Below are 13,578 nucleotides of genomic sequence, written 5' to 3'. Positions count from 1 at the left end.
CGGCATCGCGACGGGTCAAGGGCCCGCGGGCGCCGCTGAGTAAGCGGCATTGGGCCTAGCGGTCGCTTCCTGAGCCCGCCCGCGGAGTGGTGGCGTCTTCGTTGCCCGGCCCCGCGGTCGCGCCGGCCGGCGAGGCCTTCGCCGCGGCTTCCGCCTGGGAGCGGGCCTGGTTGCCTGAGACCATCCGCAGCGGGACCTCCTTCAGCCGGGTCGAGAGCACGATGGCTGCCAGCAGGAGGACGGCCACGATCGCGAAGACCACGTCGCCGGCGGCGGAGAAGCCGGCGAAGAACGGGTGGCTGAGCGGCTTGGCCAGCCCGTTCAGGAACGACGTGTCGTTCAGCCCGCCGCCCAGGTGCTGGTGCAGTGCCGCCAGCTGATCGGGGTGGGCCTTGCCCGCCGCGACGAAGGCCGGGTCGTCGGCCGCCTTCGTGTACTCGTGGCTGATCTTGGAGCCCGCCAGCGAGAACAGCACGGACAGGAAGATCGCGGTTCCCAGCGTGCCGCCGATCGAGCGGAAGAACGTCGACGAGGCCGAGGCCACGCCCATGTCCTTGGCCGGCACGGCGTTCTGCATCGCCAGGACGAGGCTCTGCATGTTCAGCCCGAGGCCGATGCCGAAGACGGCCATGTAGATGTCGGTGTGCCACAGGGGCGTGTCGGCGCCGATCGTGATCAGCAGGCCCATGCCGATGACCATGAGGACGGAACCGATCACCGGGAAGATCTTGTACCGGCCGGTGCGGGCGATGAGCTGGCCGGAGGCGAGGGAGGCGAGCATCAGCCCTGCGACCAGCGGGAGCAGCAGCAGGCCGGACTTCGTCGGCGAGGCGCCCTTGACGATCTGCAGGTACAGCGGGATGACCGACAGCCCGCCGAACATCGCCATGCCGATGATCGTCACCTGGGCGGAGGCGACGGAGAAGGTGCTGTTGCGGAACAGCCGCAGGGGAAGCAGCGCGTCGTCACCCATCCGGTGCTGGACCCGGACGAACAGCGCGAGCCCCGCCGCACCGATCAGGTAGCAGGCGAAGGAGCGGGCCGAGGCCCAGCCCCAGCTCTGGCCCTGCTCGGCGACCACCAGCAGCGGCACCAGGCCGACGGCGAGCAGGACCGAGCCCCACCAGTCGATGCGCCGCTCGCGGCGGACGTGGTCGAGGTGGAGCACCTTGGCGATGACGACCAGGGCGAAGGCGGCGATGGGGACGTTGATGTAGAAGATCCACCGCCATCCGGCGGCGCCCAGGAAGCTGTCCGTGCCGGAGAACAGGCCGCCGAGCACCGGGCCGAGGACGGAGGCGCTGGCGAAGACGGCCATCATGTAGCCCTGGTAGCGGGCACGCTCGCGGGGCGGGATGATGTCGCCGATCACGGCCAGCGCGAGCGGCATGATGCCGCCGGCGCCTATGCCCTGGAAGGCCCGGAAGCCGGCCAGTTCGTACATCGACTGGGCCAGGCCGCACAGGGCCGACCCGACCACGAAGATCACGATCGCGAGCATGAACAGCCGCTTGCGCCCGTAGATGTCGGACAGCTTGCCGAACAGCGGTGCGGCGATCGTCGAGGTGATCAGGAACGCGGTGGTGACCCACGCCTGCGCCGACAGGTCGTTGAGGTCGTTGCCGATCGTCTTGATCGCGGTCGAGACGATGGTCTGGTCCAGCGCCGCGAGGAACATGCCCAGGACGAGCCCGGACAGGATGGTCAGGATCTGGCGATGGGACAGCGCGCCGTCCGGCGGCGAGCTCGTCGAACGGGTTGCGGTGGCGCTCATGCGGTGCTGCTTTCTTCCGGGTGACCGGCGCGGGCGGCGGCCTGCCGCGCCGCGTCGGTCAGCCAACGGGTGTGGGTCTTGTCATAGGCCGCGGTGAACCGTTCCAGCAGATGGGCGAACTGGTTCCGCTCCTCGGGTGACCAGTCGCTCACCACCTCCTCGAAGAAGGCCGTGCGGGCCTGCTCGTGGTCAGCGATGACGGCCCGGCCCGCGGTGGTGACCACCAGCAGGCAGGCTCGGCCGTCCACCGGATCGGGCTGCCGTTCCAGCAGCCCGCGCGTCACCAGCGCGGCGGTCTGGCGGCTGACCGTCGACAGGTCGGTCTGGACGCTGGCAGCCAGCGCGCTCGCGCGTATCGGCCCTTCGGCCGCGGCGGCACGCAGCAGGATCTGCGCCGCCGAGTCGACGTCGTTGCTCGCCGCGGCCAGCAGTCGGGCCTTGGACCGGCGCACGGTCCGCAGCAGCTCGACCACGGCGTCCGCGACCGAAGCCACTCCGGCTCCGCCGCCGCTTCCGGCGCGGCCGCCTTCCGCCGCGTGCTCAGCGGCGGCTGCCACGCCTGGCTGGTTCATCAGCGATCACCTCGGTTCCTACTATGTGTATACAGCAAACACTTGGTGTCTACAAGTAAACGTCCCGGAGTACGCGCGGCTGCCGGGCGGGGCATGCGGGTGCACGGAGTGGAAAACCATGTGACCTCGGTCGTGCCGGGCCTCGACAATGGCGCATGCTCACGGATCACTGGCCCCTGCTGGGCCTGCGCCTGAACACCCCGCGCCTGGAGCTGCGGCTGCCCTCCGGGGAGGAGCTCGGCGAGCTGGCGGACCTGGCGGGCGAGGGTGTCCACGAGCCGGATCGGATGCCGTTCATCGTGCCCTGGACGGACCTGCCGCCCGAGGAGAGGGCGCGCTCGGTGGTGCAGCACCACTGGCTGCGGCTGGGAAACTGGGCACCGGAGAACTGGGCGCTGAACCTCTGCGTCTTCAAGGACGGCCACGTTGTCGGCCTGCAGACGATCGCTGCCCGCGACTTCGCCGTGCTGCGCCAGGTGAGTACGGCCTCATGGCTCGGCCTGCGCCATCAGCACCAGGGGATCGGTACCGAGATGCGCGCGGCGGTCCTGCGTCTTGCCTTCGCCGGGCTGGGGGCGGTCGACGCGCTGTCGGGCGCCTTCGAGGACAATCCGTCCTCCTTCGCCGTGTCCGAGAAGCTGGACTACGAGCTCGACGGCGTCGAGCACTGGAACGTCCGTGGCCGGCGCACGACGATGCGGCGCCTGCGGTTGCCCCGGGCCGGCTGGGAGGTCGGCCGGCGCGTCCCCGTCACGACCACCGGTCTCACGCCCTGCCTGCCGCTCTTCGGTCTTCCACCCGAGGCGAAGGACTGAGCTCGCGTCGGAGGCACCACCGGTCGGACCGGCCCGCCGCCGCGCGGCGTCAGCGGCGGCCGGCCCCGCTCCGGCTGCCTGTCAGTTCGTCAGCAACTCGGACTTGAGCTCCGCGGCAGCGAGCGGGGCACCGCCTGGTGGGCGGTGCCCCGCTGCGTGTCGGCCGGGCGCTGTCAGCGGAGCCACTGGCGCTCGCGGACGACGGGGAGTCGGGCCCAGACGCGGCCGAGTCCCCAGGTGGTGCCGGCGGCGGTGAGGGCGAAGAGGATCATCGCGAGGGCGTAGATGACGTGGTAGTCCACGATCGGGTTCGACGACATGCTCGGGGCACCGCCGGTCAGGTGCTGGGCGGGCGGCCACTCGGCGGCCCACATCATCCCCATCAGCGCGGTGCCGGCGACGGCGGTGAGGCGCAGGGCGACGCCGCTCATCAGGGCGACGCCGATACCGAGGAGCGCGAGCATGAACAGCCAGTCGGTCCAGCCCTGCCCGGCGATGTGGTGGAAGAAGGACTGGAGGGGACCGGCGGACACCCCGGACAGGAAGCCCTTGGTGGGCGAGCCGCCGTCGATCCAGCCCTTGCCGGAGCCGGTGGCGTAGTGCCAGCCGAAGGCCTTGTCGAGGAACGCCCACAGGAAGATGAAGCCGGTCGCGACGCGCACGGTGGCCAGCGACCTGGCAGCCAGGACGGACCCGGCGGTGACGGACGTGGTCCCGCCCTCGGGGCCGGCGGATGCCCGCTTCCAGGCGGGACGGCGGAATCCCGTGTGCTGCCTGGTGTGCTGGTGGACGGCCATGGTGACTCCCTGCTCGGTGGGTTGTCGTTCGGTATGCCCTCACTGTCCTGGGCGCCGCGGTGCCGGCGCTGGGGGCCCACGGCCCGCACGTGAGGGCCGAACGGCCCTGCTCGCGGGCCCGGTCGGACCGGGCCACACGGGGCGTCGGCCCGCCGGACGCTTCCGGCGGGCCGACGCCTTGCCGGCTGCGCGATGGTTCAGCCCGCCCAGGTCCAGCCGGCCATCTCGGGCACGCCCCGGCAGGTCAAAGGGCGCTCGGCGACGGGACCGTCAGCGAGAACCAGACCGCCTTGCCTTCCGCCGTGGGAAGCGTGCCCCACGCGGTGGCCAGCGAGTCGACCAGCAGCAGGCCGCGCCCGGACTCCTCGTCCGCCACGGCGTATCTGGCCTGGGGCACCACCGGGCTGCCGTCGCACACCTCGACGCTCAGCTCGGCGCCGGCCCTGCGCAACCGCAGGCTGAGCGGCCCGCAGGCGTGGCGCACGGCGTTGGAGAGCAGCTCGGAGACGAGCAGCGTCGCCGTCTCCACCAGCGCCGAGCAGTTCCACGCGTCGAGCGTCTCGCGCACGAAGCGGCGGCCCTGCGGCACGCTGGCCGGGTCGGTGGTCAGTACGGCGGAGACCGCGGTGTCCGGCGGATGGGCGATGTCGACGAGGAGCAGCGTCACGTCGTCGGCGTAGTCCTGGGGGCCCGGCAGCAGGTGCGCCAGGACCTCGTCGGCCGCCCGCTCCAGGTTCCCTGCGGTCGCCACCGCCTTGCCGAGCGCGGCTGCCAGCAGGTCGATCTGCATCTCCAGGTCGCTCTCCGGGGTCTCGACCAGCCCGTCCGTGTAGAGCGCGAGCACCGAGCCCGGCTGCACGGCGTGCCGGCTCTGCTGGTGCGGCACCTCGCCCACGCCCAGCGGCACGCTGACCTCCACCGGCAGCCGGTGCGTCGAGCCGCCCTCCTCCACCAGCAGCAGCGGCAGGTGGCCGGCCGAGCACACGGTGACCTCGGCCGCGTCCGGGTCGACCACCAGGTAGCAGCAGGTGACGAGCTGGTCGGGGAGTTCGGTGACCACCGCGTCCAGTGCCTGCATCAGCTGCCAGGGCGGCATCCCCGTCTTGGCCAGCGCATGCGCTGCCGACCGCAGTTGCCCCATCACGGCGGCGGCGTCCAGACCGCGGCCCATCACGTCGCCGATCAGCACCCCCACCCGCCCCCCGCCCAGGGGGATGAGGTCGAACCAGTCACCGCCGACGCCGGCGCCCTGCTGGGCCGGGAAGTAGCGGCTCGCGGTCGCCATGCCCGGCACCGGGGCGGGTGATCCCATCAGGCTGCGCTGCAGGGTCAGCGCCACGTGCCGCTGCTGCTCGTAGAGCTCGGCGAGCGTGGCCTCGTCCGCCTTGCGCTGGCTGACGTCGCGGATCGCAGCCGAGACGAGGGTGCCGTCCGGTGTCTCCAGCGGGCTCAGGCTGATCTCGACGGGGAATTCGCGGCCGTCAGCGCGCAGCCCGTGCAGCTCCAGCCCGGCGCCCATCGGGCGGGCCCGGCGGTTGTCCACGTAGCCGTGCCGGAATCCCGGGTGGTGCCCGCGGAAGCGTTCGGGAACGAGGATCTCCACCCGCTGGCCGAGCAGCTCCTCGCGGACGTAGCCGAACAGCGCCTCGGTCTGGGCGTTGACGAGCTGGATCGTCCCGGCGTCGTCCACGATCACCATGGCGTCCGGCGCGGCCTCCAGCAGCCCCCGGAAACGTTCCTCCGCCGCCTTGCGGTCGCTGACATCACGTACCGCGGCGGAGATGAGCAGGCCTTCGGGTGTCTCCAGCGGGCTCAGGCTGATCTCGACGGGGAATTCGCGGCCGTCAGCGCGCAGCCCGTGCAGCTCCAGGTCGGCGCCCATCGGGCGGACCTGCTGGTTGTCGGCGTACCGCAGGCGGTGGCCCGGATGCTGGGCGCGGAAGCGGCGCGGCACCAGGACCTCGATGGGCCGCCCGAGCAACGCCTGTCGCGGATATCCGAACAGCGCCTCGGTCTGGGCGTTCACCAGCCGGATGACGCCCGCGTCGTCCACGATGACCATCGCGTCCGGGGCGGCCTCCAGCAGCGCTCGGAACGGCTCCTCGGCTGTCGTGGTCATGTTCCGCCCCGTGTTCGCCCGAACCCCATGGGGGAAGCTCAACACGAATACAGCGCGGCCTGCGGGGCTTGTCGGCAACCCATCCGAATGTGCTCGAATTCGACCGTGTCATATGCGCGGCTTCCGCGCGCCGGGCGGTGACCCGCACAGCTCCCGTGCGGGGCGCGGCTGCCCTCGGTCACATGGTCCCGATGGTGCGTCCCGTCGTCTCGGTCGGCTCGATGCGTATCCACAACGGCCGGTCGCCGCCCGCCCACGGCTCCACCACGCCTTCTTCCGCCAGCCGCCGTGTCGTGTCCGGGTCGTCGATCCGTTCTGCGGCACCTGACATCAGGACGCTCCACCCGTCGCTGTGCCGGTCGTCGATCCGGTCGGCCTGGAAGGAGATCTCCGCGCCACTTGCCGCGGCGGCCGGGCCCTCGGACGCCGTCCGGTACAGGATCGACCGACCCTCCACCGCGTAGTTGACGGGGAACACCATGGGGGCGGGACGGGAGGCCAGGGCGACGCGCCCCACCCCGTGCTCGCCCAGCCTGTCCCAGCACTCGGCGGTGGTGAGGCGGGTCAGCACCGGGTGCGGGGCCGGGGCGCTCTGCCCGGGCGCGGGGTCGCTGCGCCCCTCCAGCAGATCCTCGTATCTCATCCCGAGGACCGCGGCGACCCGGAGGAAGCCGCCGGGGTCGAAGGCGGGCCCCTGCGCGAGCAGCTGCTGCAGGTAGCGGGGCGCCATGCCCGACTGCACGGCCAGCGCGTTCTCGCTCAGGCCGAGGTGCACACGACGTTGGCCGATACGCCGGGCGAGGTCTCCGGGAGCCGGCTCCCGCGCGGGTTCGGCGTTGGCGGTCATGGCACGTCCTCCTTTCCTCCCGGAACTGCCCCGGAAGGAATATCCGGCCGCGGGCGCCGGCGGCAGGACCAGGCCTGCCTCCGCCCAGGAACCTGGCGGCGGTTCTGCGTGCCGCGAGCGGTCCTGCGCGCGGGGCGCCCTCACTTCCAGCGTCCCTCACGAGGCGGCCCACTGCCATGCGGCAGTCCGCACTCGTCGCCGATGGCCACCACATGGGGACGGCGCCGTCGCACTCGGTGAGACCGCCCGGCAGGTCCGCGTACGGACGGCGACCCAAGGACGTCCCACCGTGACCCCGGCGCCTCCGGCGACCTCCGCGCCGGCCGGATCGACGGCTCCAGGGCGCGGGCCGCGGCGACCCGCCGGTCGGCCCCGCTCCGGGGTCCGTTCGGCCCTGGTGCCCGACCGGCCCGGACGCGATGATCGGAGCCCCAGCGCGGCATCGGGCCGGCAGACGACAGGTGAAGGTCCGCCCATGAGTGAGGCAGCGCGATTCTCCGCGGAGTCCCCGATCCGGGTCTTCCTGGTCGACGACCACGAGGTGGTGCGCCGCGGCGTCCACGACCTGCTGGACGCCGAACCCGACATCGAGGTGGTCGGCGAGGCCGAGTCCGCGGGTCACGCGATGGCCCGCGGGCCCGCGCTGCGAGCGGACGTCGCCGTCCTGGACATCCGCCTCCCCGACGGCGACGGGATCTCGGTCTGCCGCGAGTTGCGCTCGGCGATGCCCGCGCTGGCCTGCCTGATGCTGACGTCGTTCGACGACGACGACGCGCTGCTGGACGCGATCATGGCGGGCGCGGCGGGCTACGTACTGAAGCAGATCAAGGGCTCCGACCTGGTCTCGGCGGTACGGACGGTCGCCGCCGGCCAGTCCCTGCTGGACCCGGCCACCACGGCACGCCTGATGAGCAGCCTGCGCGACGACCACTCCGGCGCGGGCCCGGAACAGGGGGCGCTGGCGGCCCTGTCCCCGCGGGAGCGCGACATCCTGGCGCTCATCGGCGACGGCCTCACCAACCGGCAGATCGGCACGCGGCTGTACCTGTCGGAGAAGACCGTGAAGAACAACGTCTCGCGCCTGCTGGCCAAGCTCGGCGTCGAACGCCGGGTCCAGGCCGCGGTCATCGCCTCCAGCAGCGCCGCGCCGGCACCGGACCCGCGCACCGGCAGGCGCTGAGCCCGGGGCCGGTCGGCCCACCGCCGCCGGGCTGCCGGGCAGCCCGCGCCACGGGCAGGGCAGAGCGGTTCACGGCCGCCGGCCCTGCCCTCAATGGTCCGCGGCGGGGGCCAGCGGTACCCGCCAGACCAGGCGGGTCCCGCCTGTCCCGGCTTCGTCGCGCGGGCCCGCGGTGAACTCACCGCCGCGGTGTGCGGCACGCTCGGCCAGGTTGCGCAGGCCGCTGCGCCGGGTCTGACCGGGAAGGCCGATGCCGTCGTCCGCCACGGTCAGGGCCAGCCGGCCCGAGGCGACGGCCACCGAGACCTCGGCAGCCGACGCCCGGGCATGGCGGGCGACGTTGGAGAGCGCCTCCTCCAGCACCGCGACCACGTCCTCCGCCACCGCGGCCGGAACGTCGGTGTCGATCAGTCCCTCCATCCGCAGGGACGGGGTGAACCCGAGCGTGCGGGCCGCTGCTTCGACGGTGGTGACGACACGGGTGCGCAGGTTCAGACGTTTGCGGTCGGCCTCCTTCGCCCGAAGGCCGAAGATGGTGGACCGGATGATCTTGATCGTCTCGTCGAGGTCGTCCACCGCCCGCATGATGCGCTCGTTCGCCTCGGGATGCTCGATGAAGCGCAGTGAACTCTGCAGCGTCATGCCGGTGGCGAACAGCCGCTGGATGGCGAGGTCGTGCAGATCGCGGGCGATGCGGTCGCGGTCCTCCAGCAGGGCCACCTGCTCGGCCGAACGGCGGCGCTCGGCCAGCTCCATGGCCAGCGAGGCCTGTCCGGCGAAGGCGGCCAGCGGGGCGGTCTCGTCCTCGGTGAAGGGCAGCGCGCGCTCGGCGCGGCCCAGCAGCAGCACACCGCGGGCCCGGTCCTCCGCCAGCATGGGAACGGCCACCACCGGCCCGAGCCCGTTCCACCGCGGCGGCCCGACCGTGACCCGCGGGTCCTTCTGGATCTCGCTGGTGGTGATGGAGCCTCCGGCGGCCAGCGCGGCTCCCATGAAGGACCCCTCCGCGGGCAGCACCAGGCCCCGGTGGTCCTCCGCGTCGACCCCGACCGCGATGACCATCCGGAGATCCGTGCCCTCGCCGACCGGCAGAGCGATCACCCCGAGGTCGGCATCGACGATGCGGCTGGCGTGCTCCACGATGCCCCGCAGTATCGCCTCCTGGTCGGCGCCGGACAGCAGATCGCGCACGATGGCGGCGTTCGCCTCCAGCCACCGCTGCCGGTCGCGGGCGGCCTTGTAGAGACGGGCGTTCTCGATGGCCACACCGGCGGCAACCGCGAGGGTGCGCAGGACCGTCTCGTCCTCACCGTCGAACTCGGCGCCGCCGCGCTTCTCGGTGAGGTAGATGTTCCCGAACACCTCCTCGCGCACCCGGATCGGCATGCCGAGGAAGGAGTGCATCGGCGGGTGGTCGGGAGGGAAGCCGTGTGACGCGGGGTGCTGGGAGATGTCCGTGATCCGCAGCGGCTCCGGGTGGCGGATCAGCTCACCGAGGATGCCGTGGCCGGACGGCAGCGGGCCGATCGCCTCCGCCTTCCCGGCGGAGATCCCGCTGGTCAGGAACTGGGACAGCCGGGTCCCCTCGATGACGCCGAGCGCGCCGTACTCCGCGTCGACCAGCACCACCGCGGCCTCCACGATGCGCCGCAGCACCTGTGCCAGGTCCAGCTCGCCGCCGACGGACAGCACCGCTTCCAGCAGGTCGTGCACCCGGTCCCGGGTGCCGCGCACGGCATCGATCCGGACCTGCAGCTCCTCTAGCAGCTCATCGAGCTGAAGCCGCGGCAGCCCTCCCGATCCCTCGCCCACCAGATCCTCCGCTCGGAACGGCCGCGCACCGGTCAAGGTCACCGTAGTAGGTCCGTACAGAGCAGCGGAAGCCGGACAGATGTCCCCTGGCGGTCACCCGCGCCGTACGCCGACCGCCGCGGGAGCGTGGCCGGATGACGGAACGTCGGCGCGGCTGAAAGTGGTGAAAAGGTGCGCCCGGGCGGGTTGGTTTGCGCGGGCAGGGTAGGCGGCAGCCGGAAGTCGGCAGTCGATCGCCATTCGTCGGCATGCGTCAGGAGATGCGACCCGCTGGCCGGCCGGGCGTGCCCGACCGTGCGGGGGGCAAGGGCCCGGCGGACGCGGTCGCGCTGCTCAAGGACGAGCACGAGACGGTCGAGAAGTTCTTCAAGAAGTTCGAGAAGGCCGGCGACGCCGCCTGCCGGGCCAACGCCCGCGCGTGACGGTGTCGCCCACCGGTTCCCCCGAAGGAGCAGCGACGTGGCAAGTGAACGGTCGGACGATGCGGCCCAGTCGAACAGGTCGGTGCTGATGCCGGTCGCGGACCGGGCCGGCTGGGACGCGGTGGACGTACGGGCGGTGGACACCGCGCGGCTGCTTGCGGCCGACGCGGTGCAGAAGGTCGGCAACGGCCACCCGGGTACGGCGATGAGCCTGGCCCCGCTGGCGTACCTGCTGTTCCAGAACGTGCTGAAGCACGACCCGAACGACGATCAGTGGCTGGGCCGTGACCGGTTCGTGCTGTCCTGCGGGCATTCGAGCCTCACCCTGTACACCCAGCTCTACCTGAGCGGCTACGGGCTGGAACTGACGGACCTTGAGGCGTATCGGACCTGGGGTTCGGCCACGCCCGGGCACCCGGAACACCGGCACACCCGTGGCGTGGAGATCACCACCGGGCCGCTGGGGCAGGGCCTGGCCAGTGCGGTCGGCATGGCCATGGCGGCCCGACGTGAACGCGGGCTGCTGGACCCCGACGCCGAACCGGGCACCAGCCCCTTCGACCACCACGTGTACGTCATCGCCTCGGACGGCGACATGATGGAAGGCATCACGGGCGAGGCCGCGTCCCTCGCGGGCCACCAGGAACTCGGCGACCTCACCGTCTTCTACGACTCCAACCACATCTCCATCGAGGACGACACCGACGTCTCCTTCAGCGAGGACGTCCCGGCCCGCTACGCCGCCTACGGCTGGCACGTGCAGTCCGTCGACTGGACGGCCACCGGTGACTACGTCGAGGACGTCGACGCGCTCCTCGCGGCCGTCCGCGCCGCACGCGCGGAGACCGGCCGCCCGTCCCTGATCATGCTGCGCACCCTGATCGGCTGGCCCGCCCCGACCAAGCAGAACACCGGAAAGGCACACGGCTCCGCGCTCGGCGAGGACGAGGTGGCCGCGACCAAGCGGCTGCTGGGCTTCGACCCCGACCAGCACTTCACCGTCGAGGACGAGGTCCTGGCCCGGACCCGTCAGGTCCGCGAGCGCGGCGCTCAGGCACACGCCGAGTGGGACGCGGCGTTCGCCGCATGGCGGACGGCGAACCCAGAGCGGGCCGCGCTGCTCGACCGCCTGCAGGCACAGCGGCTGCCCCACGGCTGGACCGACGCCCTGCCGGTCTTCCCCGCCGATCCGAAGGGCATGGCCACCCGTGCCGCGTCCGGGAAGGTCCTCAGCGCCCTGGCACCGGTCCTCCCGGAGCTGTGGGGCGGCTCGGCCGACCTGGCCGGGAGCAACAACACCACCATGGACGGGGAGCCCTCCTTCGTCCCCGCCGACCGCCAGACCAAGGACTGGAAAGGCGGCCCCTACGGGCGGACCCTGCACTTCGGCATCCGCGAACACGCCATGGGCGCGATCCTCAACGGCATCGCCCTGCAGAGCCTGACCCGCCCCTACGGCGGAACCTTCCTCACCTTCTCCGACTACATGCGCCCCGCGGTCCGCCTGGCCGCACTGATGCAGCTGCCCGCCACCTACGTGTGGACCCACGACTCCATCGGCCTGGGCGAGGACGGCCCGACCCACCAGCCCGTGGAACACCTGGCGGCGCTCCGGGCCATCCCCGGCCTGGACGTCGTGCGCCCCGCCGACGCGAACGAGACCACCGCCTGCTGGCGGACCGTCCTCGAACACACCGACCGTCCCGCCGGACTGGTCCTGTCCCGGCAGAACCTGCCGGTCCTGGACCGCGACAGCGGACAGTACGCCCCCGCGCAGGAAGCGTCCCGGGGCGGATACGTCCTGATCGACGCGGCGGGCGGCGGGACGCCCGACGTCATCCTGGTCGCGACCGGTTCCGAGGTCGCCATCGCACTGGAGGCGCGCGAGCTGCTGGCGGCTGACGACCTCGCCGTGCGGGTGGTCTCGATGCCGTGCCGGGAGTGGTTCGCCGCGCAGCCGCAGGACTACCAGGACCAGGTGCTCCCGCCGGCGGTGGCGGCACGGGTCAGCGTCGAGGCCGCGGTCGGGCAGGGCTGGCGCGACGTGGTCGGCGACGCCGGACGCATCGTCAGCCTGGAGCACTATGGCGCCTCCGCCGCCTACCAGCGGCTCTACACCGAGTTCGGCATCACCCCCGAGGCGGTCGCCGCGGCCGCCCGCGACAGCATCGGCGACACTCGCCGGCCGACCCGCCCCGGCGGCCGCCAGCAGGCCTCCGCCCCCACCGGCGGAGGCGCCGCCGACCGCCCCTGACCACCCCGCCCGGCCCTCGCGACCCCGCAGGGGTCCCACCGGCGCTCCGGAGCCCTGGTGCCGTACGGCACCAGGGCTCCACGTGCGTTGGGGTGTTCGCCGAGATACGCGGCACCACCGCATACCCCGCCCGGCCGTCAGCGCGGCTGTGGTGCTCCCCGGCCACGACGGGGCCTCGGGGCACCTGCCGTCGTGCCGGGACCGCGGGTCTTCCCGAGGCACGGTGAGCCGGGCAGGAATGGCCGTTTTCCGCGCCGTCCGGTCGTCACATGAGGGAACGCGCGATGCGGAAACCCACGTCGTCGACCCGGAAGGTCGGGTGGCTGCGGCGCCGCGCGGAGGCCCGGCAGCTCCAGTGCTCGTCGAACCAGCCGCCGCCGCGGAGCACCCGGTAGGTGCCGTAGACCTCGGCGTCGTAGACGTCCCAGCACCAGTCCCAGGCGTTGCCGAGCATGTCGTGGAGCCCCCACGCGTTGGGGCGTTTGCCGCCCACGTCGTGGATGCTTTCCTGCGAGTTGCCGCGGTACCAGGCGATCTCGTCGAGCTCCCCGTAGCGCGGTCCCGCCGTACCGGCGCGGCAGCCGTGCTCCCACTCGGCCTCGGTCGGCAGCCGGTACCCGTCGGCGGACGCGTCCCACTCGATGCCTTCGTCGTCGGCGTGCACGCGGTACGCGGGCGTGAACCCGTCGCGCTCGGACAGGGAGTTGCAGAACCGCGCCGCGTCCCACCAGGAGACGGACTCGACCGGCAGCAGGTCCCCTCGGGCGGTACTCGGCCGTCGGCCGGTGACCTGTGCGTACAGCCCCTGCGTGACCTGCACTGCCGCGAGCTCGTAGGGCGCGAGCTCGACCGTCCAGCTGCGCTGCGTCCGCCGGTCCGACAGCGTCACCTGCCCTGCCGGGATGGCGACCATCCCGTTCCCCGCCGTCACGTTCGTCATCAGGTGATCCTAACGAACCCAGGGGCCCGGAACGGCGGGGCCGAAC

At 72.5% G+C, this 13,578-nt stretch carries 11 protein-coding genes; 4 read left to right on the top strand and 7 right to left on the bottom strand.

Translation table 11 applies throughout. From position 1 onward, the window contains the following. Window positions 1–55: 55 nt before the first annotated feature. The gene (locus tag OG702_RS04110) at window positions 56–1,774 is read right to left on the bottom strand and encodes an MDR family MFS transporter (RefSeq protein WP_327287500.1); all 1,719 of its coding nucleotides are present in this window, start codon (window positions 1,772–1,774) and stop codon (window positions 56–58) included. Beyond that, window positions 1,771–2,346: a MarR family winged helix-turn-helix transcriptional regulator gene (locus tag OG702_RS04105; protein WP_327287499.1), complete on the bottom strand. Its 576-nt coding sequence runs from the start codon at window positions 2,344–2,346 to the stop codon at window positions 1,771–1,773. The genes OG702_RS04110 and OG702_RS04105 overlap by 4 nt, the downstream gene beginning before the upstream one ends. Before the next feature lie 155 nt (window positions 2,347–2,501). On the opposite strand from OG702_RS04105, the gene OG702_RS04100 reads away from it, so the two are divergent. Continuing rightward, window positions 2,502–3,161 (top strand): GNAT family N-acetyltransferase, encoded by a 660-nt coding sequence (locus OG702_RS04100; RefSeq protein ID WP_327287498.1) that lies wholly within the window; start codon window positions 2,502–2,504, stop codon window positions 3,159–3,161. Between the two features lie 173 nt (window positions 3,162–3,334). Here the strand turns inward: OG702_RS04100 and OG702_RS04095 are convergent, their stop codons facing one another. The 3 genes from OG702_RS04095 to OG702_RS04085 all read right to left on the bottom strand — a co-directional run bounded on the left by OG702_RS04095 (window position 3,335) and on the right by OG702_RS04085 (window position 6,924). Beyond that, the gene (locus OG702_RS04095; RefSeq protein WP_327287497.1) at window positions 3,335–3,958 is read right to left on the bottom strand and encodes a hypothetical protein; all 624 of its coding nucleotides are present in this window, start codon (window positions 3,956–3,958) and stop codon (window positions 3,335–3,337) included. A 244-nt stretch (window positions 3,959–4,202) separates the two neighbouring features. Further along, the gene (locus OG702_RS04090) at window positions 4,203–6,077 is read right to left on the bottom strand and encodes a PAS domain S-box protein (protein ID WP_327287496.1); all 1,875 of its coding nucleotides are present in this window, start codon (window positions 6,075–6,077) and stop codon (window positions 4,203–4,205) included. A gap of 178 nt (window positions 6,078–6,255) precedes the next feature. Next, on the bottom strand, window positions 6,256–6,924 hold the full coding sequence (locus OG702_RS04085) for a helix-turn-helix domain-containing protein (protein WP_327287495.1): 669 nt from the start codon (window positions 6,922–6,924) through the stop codon (window positions 6,256–6,258). Between the two features lie 475 nt (window positions 6,925–7,399). On the opposite strand from OG702_RS04085, the gene OG702_RS04080 reads away from it, so the two are divergent. Beyond that, window positions 7,400–8,104, top strand: a complete 705-nt coding sequence (locus OG702_RS04080) for a response regulator transcription factor (protein WP_327287494.1) — start codon at window positions 7,400–7,402, stop codon at window positions 8,102–8,104. 90 nt (window positions 8,105–8,194) lie between these two features. On the opposite strand, the gene OG702_RS04075 is transcribed toward OG702_RS04080, so the two are convergent. Beyond that, complete coding sequence (locus OG702_RS04075) at window positions 8,195–9,916, bottom strand: GAF domain-containing sensor histidine kinase (RefSeq protein WP_442814293.1); 1,722 nt, start codon at window positions 9,914–9,916, stop codon at window positions 8,195–8,197. 260 nt (window positions 9,917–10,176) lie between these two features. Here OG702_RS04075 and OG702_RS04070 point away from each other — a divergent pair, with 260 nt between their 5' ends. Then, a complete protein-coding gene (locus OG702_RS04070; RefSeq protein WP_327287493.1) occupies window positions 10,177–10,338 on the top strand; it encodes a hypothetical protein in 162 nt (53 codons plus the stop codon). A gap of 88 nt (window positions 10,339–10,426) precedes the next feature. Then, window positions 10,427–12,592: a transketolase gene (gene tkt, locus OG702_RS04065; protein WP_327293075.1), complete on the top strand. Its 2,166-nt coding sequence runs from the start codon at window positions 10,427–10,429 to the stop codon at window positions 12,590–12,592. A 265-nt stretch (window positions 12,593–12,857) separates the two neighbouring features. Here the strand turns inward: tkt and OG702_RS04060 are convergent, their stop codons facing one another. Further along, on the bottom strand, window positions 12,858–13,532 hold the full coding sequence (locus tag OG702_RS04060) for a formylglycine-generating enzyme family protein (RefSeq protein WP_327287492.1): 675 nt from the start codon (window positions 13,530–13,532) through the stop codon (window positions 12,858–12,860). Window positions 13,533–13,578 lie beyond the last annotated feature (46 nt).

Source organism: Streptomyces sp. NBC_01198 (assembly GCF_036010485.1).
Taxonomy (GTDB): Bacteria; Actinomycetota; Actinomycetes; order Streptomycetales; family Streptomycetaceae; genus Actinacidiphila.
Note: the sequence above shows the minus strand (reverse complement) of the source record. Positions and strands in the feature narration are given on the sequence as shown.

Coding starts and splice junctions, on each gene's coding strand:
- OG702_RS04110 (WP_327287500.1), bottom strand. CDS start 1,774: ATGAGCGCCACCGCAACCCGTTCGACGAGCTCGCCGCCGGACGGCGCG.
- OG702_RS04105 (WP_327287499.1), bottom strand. CDS start 2,346: ATGAACCAGCCAGGCGTGGCAGCCGCCGCTGAGCACGCGGCGGAAGGC.
- OG702_RS04100 (WP_327287498.1), top strand. CDS start 2,502: ATGCTCACGGATCACTGGCCCCTGCTGGGCCTGCGCCTGAACACCCCG.
- OG702_RS04095 (WP_327287497.1), bottom strand. CDS start 3,958: ATGGCCGTCCACCAGCACACCAGGCAGCACACGGGATTCCGCCGTCCC.
- OG702_RS04090 (WP_327287496.1), bottom strand. CDS start 6,077: ATGACCACGACAGCCGAGGAGCCGTTCCGAGCGCTGCTGGAGGCCGCC.
- OG702_RS04085 (WP_327287495.1), bottom strand. CDS start 6,924: ATGACCGCCAACGCCGAACCCGCGCGGGAGCCGGCTCCCGGAGACCTC.
- OG702_RS04080 (WP_327287494.1), top strand. CDS start 7,400: ATGAGTGAGGCAGCGCGATTCTCCGCGGAGTCCCCGATCCGGGTCTTC.
- OG702_RS04070 (WP_327287493.1), top strand. CDS start 10,177: ATGCGACCCGCTGGCCGGCCGGGCGTGCCCGACCGTGCGGGGGGCAAG.
- tkt (WP_327293075.1), top strand. CDS start 10,427: ATGCCGGTCGCGGACCGGGCCGGCTGGGACGCGGTGGACGTACGGGCG.
- OG702_RS04060 (WP_327287492.1), bottom strand. CDS start 13,532: ATGACGAACGTGACGGCGGGGAACGGGATGGTCGCCATCCCGGCAGGG.